Below are 17,236 nucleotides of genomic sequence, written 5' to 3'. Positions count from 1 at the left end.
ATCGTCTTACTTTCGTTACTTGTTAAGAAAAGACACCCTGCAACAATCAATCACAGGGCGTCCTATTGCTTAATATACTATTCGATTTCGAGAAGCAATTTCTCTTCTTCTTCTTGCTCTGCAATAATATCTTCATTCTTCGGCGCAGCAACAATAGTGGATAAATTACTTGCTTCACGGATCTTATTCTCAATAATAAGGGCAATATCCTGATGTTCCTTCAAAAACTGTTTAGCATTCTCACGTCCTTGACCGAGACGCTCGCCTTCGTAGGAATACCATGCACCACTCTTATTCACGATATCCATTTCAGTACCGATATCTACAAGACTTCCCTCTTTGGAAATCCCTTCACCGTACATAATATCAACATCAGCCTGTTTAAAAGGAGGGGCTACTTTATTCTTCACAATCTTGATCTTAGTACGGTTACCAACCACATCGTTCCCCATCTTGATGCTCTCTACGCGACGTACATCTAAACGTACAGAAGAGTAGAATTTCAATGCACGACCACCCGGAGTTGTCTCAGGGTTACCGAACATAACACCGATCTTCTCACGAAGCTGGTTGATAAAGATAGCGATCGTATTGGATTTGCTAATGGCACCAGAAAGCTTACGAAGTGCTTGAGACATCAAGCGAGCCTGCAATCCGACGTGGGAATCACCCATATCGCCTTCAATTTCAGCCTTAGGTACCAAAGCAGCAACGGAGTCAACGACAATAATATCAACGGCTCCACTACGAACGAGTGCTTCGGCGATTTCCAGCGCTTGTTCACCCGTGTCTGGCTGAGAAAGCAGCAACTCATCGATATTTACGCCCAAGTTACGTGCATATTTCGGATCAAGCGCATGCTCGGCATCGATAAATGCAGCTTGTCCGCCTTGTCTTTGCACTTCTGCAATAGCATGAAGAGCAACTGTTGTTTTACCTGAAGATTCCGGTCCATATACTTCAATAATACGTCCCTTTGGAAGTCCGCCTATACCTAACGCAATATCAAGTGCCAAAGATCCGCTAGGTACAACTTCCACTTGCATATGCGTGGATTCTCCCAGTTTCATTACCGAACCTTTACCAAATTGTTTTTCTATTTGACGAAGCGCCATATCAAGCGCTGCACGACGATCTGACAATCAGACCACTTCCTTCACTGTTTATAGTAATATAATAACGTGTTTTTAAGGTCTTGCCAAGCTTTTTTTCGAACATACATTCGTTTTTTTTGTCTTGGGCGTTATTTATCCCTTTTATTGTAAGCCTCCCTCCGGAGATAGAAGTTAATTAAATTCCCCACTTCACCGGACATCAACGACTTATGATCATGAGTAGCCATCGTGATCAAAATCTCTGCAAATATACAAAAAACCGCAGCAAAGAAATCTCAGTGCCACGGTTCTTCCGTATGTGTTTATTATAACTGGGCTAATCTCCCATTACAAGTCTGAACCCTCAAGAGGTGTCTCCACCTTGCGTTCCTCAAGTCTCCGCCACAGACGATACAGCAGAGCCTTTACAGTACGCAACCGGATATTTTCCCGTGTACCTTTAAGATTAAGCTCATAGACCTCTGTCTTACGTCCCCGTTCAGCCAAGCCGATAAATACAAGTCCAACAGGCTTGCGCTCAGAATAACCCGGTCCAGCCACACCCGTAACAGATAAGCCGAAATCGCTGTCTGCAATCATTCTCACTTGGTCAGCCAACACCTCGGCAACTTCTCGACTTACGGCTCCAGGAGCATTGGGTCCCTCCAAATAAGCACTTGGTACATTCAGTAACTTTTTCTTTAAGTCATTCGAATAGCAGACGATTCCGCCGGCAAACATCGATGCACTGCCTGGAATATTTGTTATGCTCTCCATCAGCAAACCTCCGGTGCAGCTCTCTGCCGCACTTAAGGTCAGGCCGGCATCCGCCATCCAATCCACAATCAATTGCTCCAGCGGCACATCAATGTTCGCATACAAATGTTCCGGCAAAATCTCCTTGATTTGTTGTTCCAGTATCTCCAGCTTTTTTGTAGCTTCATGCTCAGAAGGGGCCTTTGTCGAAATACGAACAGTTACCTCTCCCTCTTTGGCATACGGAGCAATCGTTGGATCAGTCTGACTGCGAATCAGTTCGATGAGCTTGTCCTCCAGCAGTGATTCTCCGATGCCGGCAAATTTGAGCATTTTTGAATAAAGCGGTGTTTCGTTCGTCAAGGCGTGCTGCTGTAGCCACGGTACTGCTTTATCAACGAACATCGGTTTCATCTCACGAGGTGGACCTGGAAGCACAATATAATATTTCTTCTCATGCTCAAAAGCAATCCCAACCGCAAGACCGATTTCATTCGGCAACGGTGTAGTTCCTTCAATTATAAGTGCCTGTTTGCGGTTATTTTCGGTCATAACGATCTTACGATCATCAAAGAAACGTTGTACATGATCCATCGCCAAACGATCAATATGGAGCGTTCTACCTAGCGATGCAGCCAGTGCGTCTTTAGTCAGATCATCCTCAGTGGGGCCAATTCCGCCCGTAAAGATAATAACGTCAGCCCGACTCTGAGCGATCTCGATGGCTTGCTGTAGGCGGCTGCTGTTATCACCGACAACGGTTTGAAAGTATACATCGATCCCGATGGCAGCTAGCTCGATAGACAAAAACTGGGCATTACTATTCACGATTTGACCGAGCAAAAGCTCTGTCCCTACTGCAATAATCTCCGCTTTCATACCTGGCTTTCGCCTCCTCGTTATAATGTAGGTACACTGCTTTTGGATTTCAAAAAAGGTAATAGGTGCTTCACCTATTACCTTTCCTTGTATATCCAGCTTACATGCTTACGCATTATGCAGCTGTAGCAGATCCTTATTCTTCACAAAATAATCAATTCCAGAATAAATAGTGATCAGCGCTGCGGCCCAAATAGCAATATCGTCTACAGGAATACTGACAAATTGAAATGGGAAATTATTCAACAACAGCAGTGAGATCGCAACAATTTGTACAACCGTCTTTATCTTGCCCCATTTGCTGGCGGCAACCACTTTTCCCTCTAGCAATGCAATCTGGCGAAGTCCGGTGACTGCAAACTCACGACTGATGATTACAATAGCAATCCATGAATCGCATCTGCCCAGCTCCACAAGTGAAATCAGAACTGCAGATACCAGCAGTTTGTCCGCAAGTGGATCAAGGAGTTTACCGAGATTGGTGACCATATTATATTTCCTAGCAATGTAGCCGTCTATTCCATCCGTGCTGGCCGCAAGCAAAAAGATTACAGCTGCTACCAAATGATTAACAGATAGCTGAAACGAGCCCCAATGTATCGGTTCTGGATAAAAACTGAAATCCACCAGTAAAAAAAACATCATAATCGGGATCAGGCAAATACGAGCTAGCGTGATGCGGTTGGGCAAATTCACTGAAGTTTTCCTCCCCTAAATCGTTCATACAAATTGCCTAAATCAGGCTAATCCATTTCTACTTAAGCAAGTATATTATAGCAATAAATAGGTGTCAAAAAAACAGAAAGCACCCCGCGTTGTTAGTGCTAATAAGCACTGCGGGGCACAAAATTCTATTTCATGTTCATGAATTGTAGATCCAGCGGCAAATCAGCTTTACGCAAGATCTGAATAATCTGCTGCAAATCGTCGCGGCTCTTACCGGTTACACGAATTTGATCCCCTTGGATTTGGCTCTTCACCTTTAATTTTGAATCACGGATCAGAATATTAATTTTTTTCGCATTCTCCTGATCAATGCCTTGCTTAAGCCCTAAACGTTGACGTACAGATCCCAGGGAAGCCGGTTCTACTTTACCGAAATCCAGATTTTTTAGGGTAATGCCTCTTTTCACCATCTTTGATTGTAAAATATCAATAACAGCGTTGAGCTTATATTCGTCTTCAGAGGCGATTATAAGTGCGTCTTTCTCCAGCTTCAGACTGCTTTTGCTGTTCTTAAAATCAAAGCGGTTGTCGATCTCTTTCTCTGTTTGGTGAATAGCATTCGTTAACTCCTGCATATCCATTTTGGATACAATATCAAATGAACATTCTGAACTCATTAAACTCCACGTCCTTTATACAATTAGTCTGCTACTATTATAAGAGAATGGTACTATTAAGTCTAATTTTGGATAAATCATTATGTAGCTCACCCGACATAGAAAACAGCCCCACTAAGTGGAGCTTTTCCTTCGAGTGAGTTTGGTTCAAAGGGTAGAAACACGTCTCCACCGGAAGTACGCCGTTGGAGACGTTCATTTCTACAGCTTCTATCTGCTTCGGACCGGATTACGAAACATATCCAGAATTCCTAGCACAATATGTGCAATACCGAATCCGAGAATTCCGTATCCCCAAGCACCTGGTGTCAAATAGTATCCGATGAGACTGACAACAACCCCAAGGCCAGCTACAATCCAGCTAACTGTCATAAGATGTACACCTCACTTTGGCTAAAACTGAAAACAGTCTTATGTTCTCCCTAAAGCCAAAGTCTATACATCCTATTTGTTATTCGCCTGTCCCGTCACTTTGGGTACCTTCACTTCCAGAACCGTCGTCAAGATTAAGCAGGAGACGTGAGGACGTCTTCTCATCCGTGATTACTTGACCATTTACGGTAATTTCAGTTGCTGGGGAATACCCAGACTTAATATACATGCCCTCACTACCAAGAACGAAGCTCATAGTTTCTCCTGCTGCAGTATTTCCGAAGGAGAGTTTTTCACCTTTAGAGTTTTCGCCTTTGTAAACTTCAAGCCAGCTTACTCCGGATGCAACAATCTCAACCTTAACTTCGCTTCCGGCAGGAGCTGTAACCTTAAATTTCGTTGTTTTGCCTGACTTCCCATCTGGTGTAACTGTGATCGATTGAGGAGACGGCGTTGGTGTCGGTGTTGGCGTAGGCTCCGTAGTTGGCTCAGTAGTTGCTTCTGCACCTGCCGAGGAAGTAGGCGCTACTACACCGCCTCCTGATGCGGGTGGAGATGTTTGTGCTGTATTAGGATCCTGCACATTATTGGTGATATTTGTTTGATCAACTTGATCAGGGTCTGCTTTGTTTAAACTAGAAGCATAAATGTAAATCACCACAATAATCAATATAGGGAATGTCCACATCAGCACCGTTGGCAGCCATTTTGCATTCCGTTCGGTTTCGGGTCTACGGCTGCGCTTTTGAATCACCGTCTCCATGGTCGTGTCTGCGGGTGGTGCAGGTACGTTCCCATGCTCCTCGAGCAGTTCGTCAGGACTCATGCCTACTGCTTCTGCATACGTTTTGATAAACGCCCTCACATAAAAACTTCCTGGAAGCACCTTGTAGTCTCCAGACTCGATGGCCTCCAAATACTTTTTGCGAATTTTTGTTACTTCCTGGACATCGTCAAGACTCATCCCTTTTTGCAGACGTGCCTCTTTCAATTGCCGGCCCAGTTCCGACATACCATCACCTCCTGTAAGTTCTATGAATGTAAACTTCCTTAACCAGCTTTATAAAAAAACATGCTCGGAAGTGTATTCTTCATCGTTTGTGTTCTATAAATCATCACTGTAGCTCGTCGTAAATGACTCGTACAAGATTTCTTCCGTTGGATTATTCCGCAGCTCAATAATAATATCAAAGTCATCATAACTATACTCAGATTCGCGTACGAAAATATCTGGATGCTCAATAACCTTTGTGCTTGGCATGCTCATAACATTTTGCAATAAATTATAATGTTTCTCATTAGAGCGGATCGTACTAACTATACCATCAATTATAAATACATTATGTGGGTTCATCTCATCTTCAGCCAATTGACTGCGCACCGTCTGCCGCAATAATGTGGAGGAGACAAATGTCCAGCGTTTCATAGCACAGACACTGCCAGCTATAATGGATTCCGTCTTTCCTACACGGGGCATACCACGAAGTCCTATAACCTGATTCCCATCTTTTTTAAACAGCTCACCGAGAAAATCAACCAATAGACCTAGCTCATCGCGGGTGAAACGAAACGTCTTCCGATCATCTGAATCCCGTTCAATATATCGCCCATGGCGCACAGCCAGCTTGTCCACGAGCCTTGGAGACCGCAGAGCTGAAACTGTAATATTATCAACTTTTTTGAGCATTTCGCCCATCAGCATAATTTTCTCATCATCATTGGTCTCCAGCAACATTCCGCGAGTTTTTCCTTCAACTCCATTAATCGTCAGAATGTTAACTTCCAGCATCCCTAACATTGAAGCGATATCACCAAGCAGACCGGGTCTGTTCTTGTGAATCTTGTATTCCATATACCACTGTTTATATTCCACTTGTACACCTCATAGATTCCTTTTCCCTACCCTTTGCCAATACAGCAAAAAAAGCTGCCCCGGCAAAGCGGTCTTTTACACGGGTCATGTTAATGATATATAAAATAAAAATGAAAGGCAAGGTCAGTCCTGTAATAATTGCAGAAAAGCTCCCACAGGGGGAGCTTTTCCGCAAGCTTAGGCGTTGTCTTTCGCCAACTTGACCATGAGTTTAGCAATCGTTTGCTTTTCTTCATCGTTGCCGACATCCCATAGCTCTTTGATCGCACGGTTTTGAGTGTTTGCTGGATCCACTTTTTCATCAAGGAATTCCCCGATTTCAAAAGCCAGCTTTGAGATTGTATCTTGACTCATCCCAAGTTTCTCCGCCTGTACAACCCGTTTACCTAGGAATTTCTTCCAGGTGTCAAAATTTTTGATTACGCTATCGTCTTGTGTCATCTTAAATCCTCCTTCATGTTTACGGTCAAACACCTGCATACAGGCTGTAAGCCGCCTTACGAGAGATTAAAAAACAACACTTATAATATGTCTCAGACGATAGATTCTTATGCTGGAGCTTTTCTCCAAGTTAAGCATTAAGTAATCCAGCCACCGTTAGGGCTAATGATCTGCCCAGTAATATACCCGGATTCAGGCAATGCTAAAAAGTAAATCAGTGAGGAGATCTCGTTCGGTGTAGCCAAACGTCCCGCCGGAATCTCATCCTCCAGCATCCGGACCTCATCCTCCTGTAGGTTAGACAACATATTCGTATTAACCGCTCCTGGAGCTACCGCGTTCACAGTTACGCCAGAAGGTGCTAGTTCCTTGGCTAACGCCTTAGTAAACGCATTTACTCCGCCTTTACTGGCTGAATAAGCGACCTCGCAAGAGGCTCCCGATATTCCCCACACGGAAGAAACGTTGATGATTCGACCATAACGCTGGGATACCATGTACGGCATAAAAATCTGGCTGCACATAAAGGTACCTTTCAAGTTAATGGCCATAATATCATCCCATTCCTCTTCACTCACATCAGCCAGCATCCCATAATGAGATTTACCGGCATTGTTGACAAGAATATCCGGCTGCATTCCATTACTTTCAAGCTTCTCCGCCATTCGTACAATCTGACTGCGATCCTTCATATCCGCATTTACAGTCATTACCTTTGCTCCAAGAGCCATACAACGCCGAGCGACATCATTAGCAGCTTCATGTGAGTGCTTGTAGTGAATAACAATATTCATGCCTACAGAGGCAAACCGTTCTGCAATGGCGCCACCGATTCCCCCGCTGCCCCCTGTCACCAGAACTGTCATTTCTCCTAATGGTTTGTTGCTCTCTCCCAAAAGCGCCATTTAAGGACTCACCACTAGTGAAACAGCGAGCTGCTCCCAATTTACATGGGCATGTAAACGCTCATTCACTTCAGCTAAAGTAATCGATTCGTAAATAGGCAGAACTTCAAACAGGTCACCACCGCGGAATTGGTAACGTGTAAATTCATGTGCGATACTTTCAGGGGAGTTCAGCATGCGCAAATATCCGCCTATTTTCTTTTTCCGTGCCCGCTCGAAATCCTTCTCAGCAAAGCCAGACTTTAAGATCTGATCCACTTCTTCTTTAATTCGTTTTAGCAGCAAATCCGGGTCTTTGGTATCTCCACCCATAGCTGAAAAAGCATATTGTTCTGAACTATTAAATTCATGGCCAAAGCTGTCTGAGATCAGTTCTTCATCATAGAGTTTTTGGTACAACGCTGTGCTGCTGCCAACCAGCAAATCAAGCATAAGCTTTGTGGCGAGATCACGCTTAAGCGCAGCTTCACCTGTAAGACCATCAACTTTTTCCTTAAATCCAAACATAATCTTAGGCATCGAAACAGCGAGTTTGCTTTCTAAGCGCTTCGTAGCGACTTGTTCCGGCTCCTCTTCAAAAATACGCTTAATCTCACCTTGTTTACCATAAGATTTCCCCTGCTGATTGCTGCGAATCAAGGAGAATACCTTCTCCGGATCCACACCACCCACTACGAACAACAGCATATTGCTGGGATGATAAAAAGAGTTGTAACAAGTGTACAGTGTTTCTTTCGTAATCGTACTAATCGACTCTATAGTTCCGGCAATATCAATCCGAACCGGATGTTTCGAATACATCGCCTCAATAAGGCCAAAGTACACGCGCCAGTCTGGATTATCTGCATACATATTGATTTCTTGACCAATGATCCCTTTTTCCTTTTCTACATTCTCATCCGTAAAATAAGGTCGTTGTACAAAATCAACGAGTGTACTAAGGTTGGTCTCTATGTTCTCTGTTGCCGAGAAAAGATAAACCGTCTGATCAAAACTTGTAAAAGCGTTAGCTGAAGCTCCATTTGAAGCAAAAGTGGCAAAAATATCGCCTTCTGGCTCTTCAAACATTTTGTGCTCCAAAAAGTGAGCTATACCATCAGGAACAGTGGTCTCTTCTCCACCTGCGACATGAAAATGGTTATCTACAGAACCATATTTAGTTGCAAATGTGGCGTAAGTTTTTTTGAATGTTGGTTTTGGCAATACATAAACCTGAAGCCCATTCTCCATCACCTCATGATAAAGGGTCTCTTGAAGTCTGTCGTATTGAATCTGTTCCATCTCTATTCCTCCTTCCCTGTCAAGAAATAAATCGTATCCAGCTGAAAGGTCTCCGCTGCAGCTTTTACTTCCCCTGCACCGATTTGTTCCACCTCTTCTAGCAGCTGATCCGCTGTCCGTTCTTTTCCTGACAACTGGCGGTTGAAGTCGTAAGAGATCATCTCAAAAGCAGAATCCGGAATCTCGGAAAGCTGATTGCGGATCATGGCTTTGGTCTGGCTTAACTCCAGATCACTGATATTGCCAGCTTTCATCTCTTCCAGTTGTTTCTCTATAATTTCAACAGCTTTGTTGTAATTTTGCGTTTCGATGCCTGATTGTATCGTTCCAATCCCCTTGTGACCGTCATAGCGTGAAGAAGCATAGTATGCAAGACTGGCTTTCTCCCGTACATTGACGAAGAGTTTGGAGTGTGGATACCCTCCTAATATTCCGTTGTACATAAGTGCGGACGCATATGTATCGTCCTTATACGTAATCGATGTGCGCAGACCCATGTTCAACTTGCCCTGACTGACATCCAGCTTCTCCTCTACCGTCCGCACCTCGCTGACGGATACTGGGACAAACTTGGAGCTATATAAGCCCACCTCCGACTGAATGCGTCCGAAGTGCTGCTGCACAAGCTTTTCAACTTCCTCAGTAGTCGTATCTCCCACAACATAGAGATCCAAAATGGCTCCATCCAGCCATGAGTTATAAGATTCGTACAAACTTTTTGGGGTAATCCGATCCAAATCTGCTCTTTGACCCAGTGGATGAAGACGATAGGGCTCGTTACGGCACATTTCTTCGATACAGCGTTCCGCAGCATAACGAATCTTATCATTTACGATAGATTCCAGCTTCTTGCGCACTGTTTCACGCTCTGTTGCAACATAGGAAGGACGGAAGCTTCCATCCTCCACCAACGGACGGGTCAGGACTTCTCCTAGGAAAGCAAAGGATTGTTCAAGTAAGCTCTCCTGACTCTGCACGAAGGAGTCATTAATGGTGTCCATGCGAAACTGAACAATCTGATAATCGCCTCTTTTATAAATATCAAAACCAAATCCAGCGCCATACAGCTCCTCCAAACGCTCACGGAATTGAGTAGTCTCTGGATAAGAAGCGGTACCTCTGCGGAGCACAAATGGAGCAAGTGCTGTAGGGGTGACCGTATCCTCATTAAGTGGGACGCCGGCATAAAGTGAGATGGCGTAGGTCTTGAACGCCTTGGTAGGCATCACGTGAATACGCATACCTGCAACGTTGCCATGCTGAAATACATTATTAGTCAAGTCCAAAACTCCTTTACCGCGTGGATAGTTGCTCATTAACATGTTTATGAATTAATAACCATTCTAAACCATTCCAAAGTAAGGAAGCAACCGGATGCCTCTTCCCGGTTGCTCTCTGGATTTACTTCTTTACTTATCTACATACAGAAAATATGCTGGCCTATAGTCTTGACCTGTGGACGAGTCCAAATCCATTTGGAGGTCGCCGTTTTAGGGTTGAAATAATACAAACATCCACCCGAAGGATCCCAGCCATTCAGCGCTTGCTGCACTGCTTTTCGTGCCTGCTCATTTGGCTCCAAATAAATCTGCCCGTCAGCTACAGCTGTAAAAGCTCCCGGCTGAAAAATAACGCCAGACGGCGTATTTGGAAAGCTCGGGGATTTTACCCGGTTCAAGATTACTGCAGCAACAGCAACTTGTCCTTCGAAAGGTTCACCTCTTGACTCACCATAGACGGCATTAGCCATAATTTTGAGATCATTTTCTGATAATCCCATCGTATTCCCTGAAGACAGAGACGCTGAATCCGAATTATTGGTTGTATTTGTTTTGTTACCGGTGTTGTTGTTTGCTGTATTATTTCCGGTTGCTGAAGCCGACTCTGTTGGCTTCCAGTTCTTAGTTGCGTTATACAATTTCAGCTTAGTCTTAGCGCCTACGATGCCGTCAGACTTCATTCCAAACTTCCATTGAAACCACGTTACTGAATTTTTCGTTTTCGGACCAAACTGACTGTCTATTTTCCCTTCATAAAAGCCCAGATGTTTTAAACGTCCTTGCAACTCATAAACATCCTGACCAGAAGAACCGAGTTTAATCGGAGTCGTGCTGAAGGCAGGCAAGGCCTCTTCTTCAGGATGATTTAGTTCATGGACAAATGACGCAGCAGCACTTTGCTTGGTCTGTACTATGCCATTACCCTGGAGCAGCATTCCTGCAAACGGCGCGGCAGCAAGTGCAAGGGTTAAAGAAGCAAAGATCCACAACTTATGTTTCTTCATAGGGGTTCGCTCTACCTTTCTTTTGTGAGTTCTGCATGGATGGCTAAAGTTATTATGACGACTGTCAGGACATCCTATGCATTACTAAAAAAGAAGTAATAGCATTTCATTGTAATTGAGAATAATTATCAACTATAATCGAAATAAGAAAACGTTGGAGTTGATATTAATCATGAATTTAAAGGACCACATTTTATTGTGGAACCACGCATTAATAGAAATTATTGATATACGCCATACTTTTCAACGATCTAGTGATCTGAATTCACATTATCAGCTGCCCTCAAGCGCATTCTTGTTGATCATAAACGGCAAAGCCGAAATACTGATTGACGAGATCCCGCATGAGATCGGCAACTTTCATATCCTTCATGGTGGAAAAGGAATGAACATTCAATTTTTACGCACGGAGGAACTACTGGAGTATTACTTAATTTTATATAAAGCAAACCTTTCACTCGCCTCACGCAACAATCTAAAAGCAATTATGGAACACAATAATCCCTTCAATCTCCAATATGGATTTACGCCTACTAGTCCACTGCCCTTATTTGATAAGATGGAGAACATGTTTACTGATTGGGGCAAAACAGGTCTTTTGGATCGGCTGCATGTTAAAACACTGTTTTATCAATGGATTTATGAGCTGCTTAGGCAGCTGCATACGCTGGAAACACAGTTAATCCAACCTGATCCGCTAAATCAAGCAATTCGCTATATGCAGACTTATTATAAGGAAACCTTCTCTCTTGAAAAATTAGCTAAAGCGGTAAACAGCAGCCCTAGAACATTATCCAGATTATTCAGAACACGACTGCAGACTAGCCCTGCTCAGTACTTAATCAGCATCCGCATGGAAAAATCGAAAATACTGCTCCTGAACACTGAGGCGAGCTTGCATGACATCGCAATTGCAGTAGGTTATCCTGATGGCTATTATCTAGGAAAAATGTTCAAAAAATATTACGGAACCTCCCCTGTCCGATACAAAAATAAATTGATCACCCAACCCAGTTGGCGTGATATGCCATCCCAAGGTGCGCAAACTGACATTGCCCGAACACAACCTCTCCGTTATATTGATTATGATAATCATTATCATTATAACGGAGAAGGGGAATTACCAATGTTTAGAAATGCCAAACCATCATTACTGCTCACCCTGTTATTATGCTTTACCATAGTGTTAAGCGCTTGTTCCACGGGAACCACAAATTCAAATGCGTCAAGCAATGGGACACCAACCCCCTCAGCAGAAACAAGTACAGTAGCAAATACAGACAAAGCTGCTGTCGAACAACAAACCCGGATAATTTCCACAGTTAAAGGAGACATTGCCGTTCCCACTAGTCCACAAAGAGTCGTAGTTCTTTATTTGCTCGGTGATGTACTGGCTCTAGGCATTAAACCTATAGGTGTATCCGATGTGTCCGAGGGTGCTGCATTTGAAGATGAGCTAAAAGATGTGCAAAAGCTTGGCACCTGGTTTGAGGCTAGCCCTGAAGCAATCCTTGCTCTAAATCCTGATCTTATCATCGTGCCGTCAGAGGAAACTTATGAAGCCCTCCACCAAATTGCACCAACAGTGTTAGTTCCGTATGAAAAAATGTCAACAGAAGAACGGGTGTCCTTTATTGGACAAGTCGTAGGCAAAGAAGATCAAGCAAAAGAATTATTTACTGATTTCCATAAAAAAGTTGAAGACAGCAAACAAAAGCTGCAAGAAGCTGGTATTCTGGATCACACAATATCCATCATGGAAGGTGGAAAAGACAACAGTATGGCTGTTGTGGCAAGCAAACAATTCGGACGTGGTTCGCAAATCATTTATGAATATTTAGGCATGAAGGCGCCGGAAATCATTCAACAGAAAATAGATACGGCGACTGGTGCGGATGGCGAATCCGTATCCTTTGAAGTCCTTGGCAAATACAGCGGTGACTATATCTTCCGCTCCTCTTATGATGGTATGGCTGATCTGACCCAAAACCCAATTTGGAACAATATCCCTGCCGTGAAAGAAGGCCGTTTGATGGAAATTGATTTTGGATTAGGTTATTACAGTGATATCTATTCTCTAAATGTGCAACTGGATTATATTGTTGAAGCTTTGCTTGCTGCACCAAGAGTCAAATAAGTACTCAGGATACAAAAAAGAGATGGTCCACTTCATAAAGTGGCCATCTCTTTTACTGTCTATTGAAGATTTCGACGGGCTTGTCCAGCTTAGGAGCTGATCTTGTTATGCTGATATTGCTCAAGTGACACCAGCACCTCACGCGGCTTGCTGCCCTCGTAAGGACCGATGACTCCACGAGCCTCCATAGAGTCAATCAACCGGGCTGCACGGGTATAACCGACACGCATACGACGCTGTAGCAGCGACACTGAAGCCTGTTTAGCCTCCAGCACAATTTGTACGGCCTGCTCGTATAATTCATCCTGCGGCTCCTGATCCTCTGTGATCGTATCATCCACTTCAGGAACGATGGACTCATCGTATTCGGCTTCACCTTGACTGCTGACATATTGAACAATAGTCTCTACTTCTTGGTCGCTCATAAAAGCTCCCTGTACACGAATAGGTTTAGATGCGCCCATTGGCAAGAACAACATATCACCTCGGCCTAACAACTTCTCTGCACCGGGCATATCCAAAATGGTACGTGAATCCACATTGGACGATACGCCAAAAGCGATCCGGGATGGAATATTAGCTTTAATTAAACCTGTGATGACATCTACTGAAGGACGTTGTGTAGCGATAATTAAATGAATTCCAGCCGCCCGCGCCATTTGTGCAAGTCGGCAAATTGCATCCTCGACATCATTGGCTGCAACCATCATCAAATCCGCAAGCTCGTCCACAATAACAACGATATACGGGAGAATTGCCGCTGGATTCTCAGCCATTAGCTTATTATAACCTTCCATATTCCGTGTTCCCGATTTGGAGAATAGCTCATAACGCTTCTCCATTTCCACAACAATCTTCTTCAAAGCTAGGCTAGCCCGCTTTGGATCTGTGACAACCGGAGCCAAAAGATGGGGAATTCCATTGTACACATTCAGCTCTACCATCTTAGGATCGACCATGAGGAATTTAACTTCATCAGGTTTAGCTTTGTATAAGATGCTTGTTATAATCCCGTTGATGCAGACAGATTTACCGGAGCCAGTTGCACCGGCCACCAATAAATGGGGCATCTTAGCCAGATTTCCAATAATGGTCTGGCCGGAAATATCACGGCCAAAAGCAATCGATAATCTGGATTCAGCCTCCTGAAAAATCTGTGTTTCCATAACTTCGCGCATGGTAACAATAGACACCTCAGAGTTCGGAACTTCTATTCCTATTGCAGATTTACCCGGAATCGGCGCTTCCATCCGAATGTCTTTGGCCGCAAGTGCAAGGGCAATGTCATCCGTCAGATTTACAATACGGCTAACCTTAACCCCAATATCCGGTTGTATCTCATACCTCGTAACCGCTGGGCCTCTTACTACCTCCAGCACCTTAGCCCGTACCCCAAAGCTTTCAAGTGTTGCTTCTAACTTACGGGCAGTCTGCATATAATCATTCTGATCTCCAGCTTTGCCACCATTGTTAGGTTTGGCTAGAAGACGGAACGATGGCAGCTTATATGGCTTCGGTGGCGGTGGTGCTGGAGGAGCAGGAATAATCTCTCCATCTGGAGAAGCACCTAGCAGGCCTTCCAAGTCTATGCTTACATTCTCCTCAGACTCATCCGTAGGCTGCTGCTTAACGGCATTAGGTCCGGCTACAGCAGGTTTAGCTGCTTCACCACGAGCTGCGGGTGAGAATTCACTCCACTCTTCCCGGTCTTCTTCGTTTAACCCTTCTGAACGGATATGTTCAAAGAAGTCACGAATAATAGGCGTCACAGGTTCAATATCCAGATCCGCATCATCAAAATCATGATCGATATCGTCTAATGGAATTACATGACTATCTGGAGTTAATCCCGAAATAATCGGACCGGTTGAAGCACTTGTCACAATTGGACCCTGATCGTCATCCTCAGAATCTGCTTCCACCTGTGAACGCGTGGACCCTGAGAACCAGCCAGATATTTTTTTCAAAAGGACAGGTTGTTTGCGATTAGGCAAATACCGATCGTCTTCGTCTTCTTCCTCCTCGTCATCATAGACAGGCTGCTTCACCTGCCGAGCTTTAGCTGGAGCAGCGGCTCTAGAAGGTCTGGCCGCTACGGGAACCGCCTTAGGACGGTTTGCAGCATGGAGACGAATCCCCTCCACAAACTTAACCAAGCGCACTCGCAAAAGCGTAAAAATCTCCACATAGGACAAGTTGGTAATTAGCATAAAGCTGATCGCCAGCATGACGATCATAAGCAGCTTAGCGCCCAGACTACCAAAAAGCCATAACAGCGCTGCATACTCCAACCCGCCAATGTACCCTCCGCTTATATCCTTACCCAGCATATAGACATTGCTTTCGTTCGAGCCAGGTGAAAGTGATCCCGAAAGATCATTATGTATTTGTGTCATTACATTGCCAGGATGTAACAAAGACAACGGGCCAAGCTTCTGCTCCATTGCAGATATTGTGCTCATAAGGCACATAGACAATAGAAGCAGAAGCACGCCAGTATGCCTGCTGTTCCACGAGGAAGGCCATCTTCGATGGATCATCACCATAAGTCCATAAAAAATGCCGATAAGCGGCAACACAAAATAAAATCTCCCTAATAAGTAACCCGCCATACTTGAAAGTGAGCGCCCTACGGCTGCTTCACCAGACAGTGCAATGACGGAAATAGTTATTAATAAAATTCCATATATTTCATATTTTAAAACGCTGCCGAGCAGCGCTTTTTTCTTCTTCTTTTTTCGTTTAGCCACGCCAGCCACCCCCGGAACAACATTATACCATATAATGGCGTGGCGTACCTATGTTCTCTTTTGTCAGAAAATGAATCTTTATGTTAATGTAATTATCGAACCTGGAGAGAACGCCGGATCTAGATAACGGTTCAGCGGACAATCCAATAATCTCACAATCCGCGCACGTCCTTCCTCCATCGGTTCAACCTGCATCAGCATGCCCTGCACACTAACTTCTCGGGTTGCGGCATAATTGTTAAATGCCCCCTCCCACACCTGTTCCATTGCAACTACTGTGTACAGTGTCATTGCGTAATCCCTCCTGGAGTCGATGCTGAGAAATCCCCGCCGATCATTCGGTTAAGATGCGCAAGTGCCGCTCCGATCCCGCCGACCTCATCCATCAGACCATATTTAACGGCATCCAAGCCCCCCACAGCCGTCCCGATATCACGATTGAGCTCACCTGTCTTAAACATGAGATCACGGAACTGTTCTTCAGAAATGCGCGAATGGGAAGTCACAAATTTAACGACACGTTCCTGCATTTTCTCCATATACTCGAAAGTTTGCGGCACTCCGATCACTAAACCATTCATTCGAATCGGATGAATCGTCATCGTTGCACTTTCAGCAATAATCGAATAAGTGGAGGAAACTGCAATCGGCACCCCGATGCTGTGCCCGCCTCCAATGACTACGGTTACCGTTGGCTTGGAGAGGGATGCAATCATTTCCGCAATTGCTAATCCCGCTTCTACATCTCCACCTACCGTATTTAAAATGATAAGCAGGCCTTTGATGTTTTTATTCTGTTCAGCTGCCACCAGCTGCGGAATGATATGCTCATACTTTGTTGTTTTGTTCTGTGGAGGCATAACAATATGTCCTTCAATCTGACCAATAATCGTTAAGCAAAAAATATCAGGCTCTCCACTTGGGACTACTGTTTGTCCAAGCTCCTTAATCGCTCCCATTGTAGTGGGCGGCATATTTTCATTAGGATTCGGATTAGTTTCTCCTGGGACAACTTCCTCATTTTTTGCTCCATTTGATCCTTCGATGTAGTTCATCTTCGCAGCTCTCCCTTGTTATATGCAGCTCTAGTCTGCTGTTGCCTTACTAACAATCCTTAGTAT

Annotated in this window: 16 protein-coding genes; 1 reads left to right on the top strand and 15 read right to left on the bottom strand. The window is 44.3% G+C overall.

Annotated features, from left to right (window positions below; all coding sequences use genetic code 11):
- Positions 1-77 precede the first annotated feature (77 nt).
- The 12 genes from recA to sleB form a co-directional block, all read right to left on the bottom strand.
- Positions 78-1,142 (bottom strand): recombinase RecA, encoded by a 1,065-nt coding sequence (gene recA / locus MHH63_RS09405; RefSeq protein ID WP_076127879.1) that lies wholly within the window; start codon positions 1,140-1,142, stop codon positions 78-80.
- 300 nt (positions 1,143-1,442) lie between these two features.
- A complete protein-coding gene (locus MHH63_RS09400; RefSeq protein WP_036688393.1) occupies positions 1,443-2,729 on the bottom strand; it encodes a competence/damage-inducible protein A in 1,287 nt (428 codons plus the stop codon).
- 108 nt (positions 2,730-2,837) lie between these two features.
- Positions 2,838-3,425, bottom strand: a complete 588-nt coding sequence (gene pgsA / locus MHH63_RS09395) for a CDP-diacylglycerol--glycerol-3-phosphate 3-phosphatidyltransferase (RefSeq protein ID WP_036688397.1) — start codon at positions 3,423-3,425, stop codon at positions 2,838-2,840.
- A 155-nt stretch (positions 3,426-3,580) separates the two neighbouring features.
- On the bottom strand, positions 3,581-4,072 hold the full coding sequence (locus tag MHH63_RS09390) for a YajQ family cyclic di-GMP-binding protein (protein ID WP_076127877.1): 492 nt from the start codon (positions 4,070-4,072) through the stop codon (positions 3,581-3,583).
- 210 nt (positions 4,073-4,282) lie between these two features.
- Positions 4,283-4,444: a hypothetical protein gene (locus tag MHH63_RS09385; protein WP_169744781.1), complete on the bottom strand. Its 162-nt coding sequence runs from the start codon at positions 4,442-4,444 to the stop codon at positions 4,283-4,285.
- Between the two features lie 79 nt (positions 4,445-4,523).
- Positions 4,524-5,456 (bottom strand): helix-turn-helix domain-containing protein, encoded by a 933-nt coding sequence (locus MHH63_RS09380; RefSeq protein ID WP_076179903.1) that lies wholly within the window; start codon positions 5,454-5,456, stop codon positions 4,524-4,526.
- A 93-nt stretch (positions 5,457-5,549) separates the two neighbouring features.
- A complete protein-coding gene (locus tag MHH63_RS09375; protein WP_036688406.1) occupies positions 5,550-6,317 on the bottom strand; it encodes a DUF3388 domain-containing protein in 768 nt (255 codons plus the stop codon).
- 177 nt (positions 6,318-6,494) lie between these two features.
- Entirely contained in the window at positions 6,495-6,758 is a 264-nt protein-coding gene (locus tag MHH63_RS09370) for a DUF3243 domain-containing protein (protein ID WP_036688409.1), read from the bottom strand.
- Positions 6,759-6,895: 137 nt separating this feature from the next.
- Positions 6,896-7,663 (bottom strand): elongation factor P 5-aminopentanone reductase, encoded by a 768-nt coding sequence (ymfI, locus tag MHH63_RS09365; RefSeq protein WP_036688412.1) that lies wholly within the window; start codon positions 7,661-7,663, stop codon positions 6,896-6,898.
- Entirely contained in the window at positions 7,664-8,944 is a 1,281-nt protein-coding gene (gene yfmH, locus MHH63_RS09360; protein ID WP_076179904.1) for an EF-P 5-aminopentanol modification-associated protein YfmH, read from the bottom strand. It lies immediately after the preceding gene.
- 2 nt (positions 8,945-8,946) lie between these two features.
- Positions 8,947-10,185 carry an EF-P 5-aminopentanol modification-associated protein YfmF gene (yfmF, locus tag MHH63_RS09355; protein ID WP_248548863.1) on the bottom strand — a complete coding sequence of 413 codons (1,239 nt, stop codon included), beginning with the start codon at positions 10,183-10,185 and terminating at the stop codon, positions 8,947-8,949.
- 176 nt (positions 10,186-10,361) lie between these two features.
- Entirely contained in the window at positions 10,362-11,228 is an 867-nt protein-coding gene (sleB, locus tag MHH63_RS09350) for a spore cortex-lytic enzyme (protein WP_036688421.1), read from the bottom strand.
- Positions 11,229-11,400: 172 nt separating this feature from the next.
- On the opposite strand from sleB, the gene MHH63_RS09345 reads away from it, so the two are divergent.
- A complete protein-coding gene (locus MHH63_RS09345) occupies positions 11,401-13,365 on the top strand; it encodes an AraC family transcriptional regulator (RefSeq protein ID WP_248548831.1) in 1,965 nt (654 codons plus the stop codon).
- A gap of 89 nt (positions 13,366-13,454) precedes the next feature.
- Here the strand turns inward: MHH63_RS09345 and MHH63_RS09340 are convergent, their stop codons facing one another.
- The 3 genes from MHH63_RS09340 to MHH63_RS09330 form a co-directional block, all read right to left on the bottom strand.
- Positions 13,455-16,115 carry an FtsK/SpoIIIE family DNA translocase gene (locus MHH63_RS09340; RefSeq protein ID WP_076301620.1) on the bottom strand — a complete coding sequence of 887 codons (2,661 nt, stop codon included), beginning with the start codon at positions 16,113-16,115 and terminating at the stop codon, positions 13,455-13,457.
- Positions 16,116-16,193: 78 nt separating this feature from the next.
- A complete protein-coding gene (locus MHH63_RS09335; RefSeq protein ID WP_076127863.1) occupies positions 16,194-16,406 on the bottom strand; it encodes a YlzJ-like family protein in 213 nt (70 codons plus the stop codon).
- Positions 16,403-17,170: a ClpP family protease gene (locus MHH63_RS09330; RefSeq protein ID WP_076136428.1), complete on the bottom strand. Its 768-nt coding sequence runs from the start codon at positions 17,168-17,170 to the stop codon at positions 16,403-16,405. The genes MHH63_RS09335 and MHH63_RS09330 overlap by 4 nt, the downstream gene beginning before the upstream one ends.
- Positions 17,171-17,236: the final 66 nt, after the last annotated feature.

This window comes from Paenibacillus sp. FSL H3-0310 (assembly GCF_038002785.1).
Taxonomy (GTDB): Bacteria; Bacillota; Bacilli; order Paenibacillales; family Paenibacillaceae; genus Paenibacillus_AQ; species Paenibacillus_AQ odorifer.
Note: the sequence above shows the minus strand (reverse complement) of the source record. Positions and strands in the feature narration are given on the sequence as shown.

Bases quoted from the DNA above. Each gene is read 5' to 3' on its own strand.
- MHH63_RS09400 (WP_036688393.1), bottom strand. From the start codon at position 2,729: ATGAAAGCGGAGATTATTGCAGTAGGGACAGAGCTTTTGCTCGGTCAA.
- MHH63_RS09390 (WP_076127877.1), bottom strand. From the start codon at position 4,072: ATGAGTTCAGAATGTTCATTTGATATTGTATCCAAAATGGATATGCAG.
- MHH63_RS09385 (WP_169744781.1), bottom strand. From the start codon at position 4,444: ATGACAGTTAGCTGGATTGTAGCTGGCCTTGGGGTTGTTGTCAGTCTC.
- MHH63_RS09380 (WP_076179903.1), bottom strand. From the start codon at position 5,456: ATGTCGGAACTGGGCCGGCAATTGAAAGAGGCACGTCTGCAAAAAGGG.
- MHH63_RS09370 (WP_036688409.1), bottom strand. From the start codon at position 6,758: ATGACACAAGACGATAGCGTAATCAAAAATTTTGACACCTGGAAGAAA.
- ymfI (WP_036688412.1), bottom strand. From the start codon at position 7,663: ATGGCGCTTTTGGGAGAGAGCAACAAACCATTAGGAGAAATGACAGTT.
- yfmH (WP_076179904.1), bottom strand. From the start codon at position 8,944: ATGGAACAGATTCAATACGACAGACTTCAAGAGACCCTTTATCATGAG.
- yfmF (WP_248548863.1), bottom strand. From the start codon at position 10,185: ATGCGTATTCACGTGATGCCTACCAAGGCGTTCAAGACCTACGCCATC.
- sleB (WP_036688421.1), bottom strand. From the start codon at position 11,228: ATGAAGAAACATAAGTTGTGGATCTTTGCTTCTTTAACCCTTGCACTT.
- MHH63_RS09345 (WP_248548831.1), top strand. From the start codon at position 11,401: ATGAATTTAAAGGACCACATTTTATTGTGGAACCACGCATTAATAGAA.
- MHH63_RS09335 (WP_076127863.1), bottom strand. From the start codon at position 16,406: ATGACACTGTACACAGTAGTTGCAATGGAACAGGTGTGGGAGGGGGCA.
- MHH63_RS09330 (WP_076136428.1), bottom strand. From the start codon at position 17,170: ATGAACTACATCGAAGGATCAAATGGAGCAAAAAATGAGGAAGTTGTC.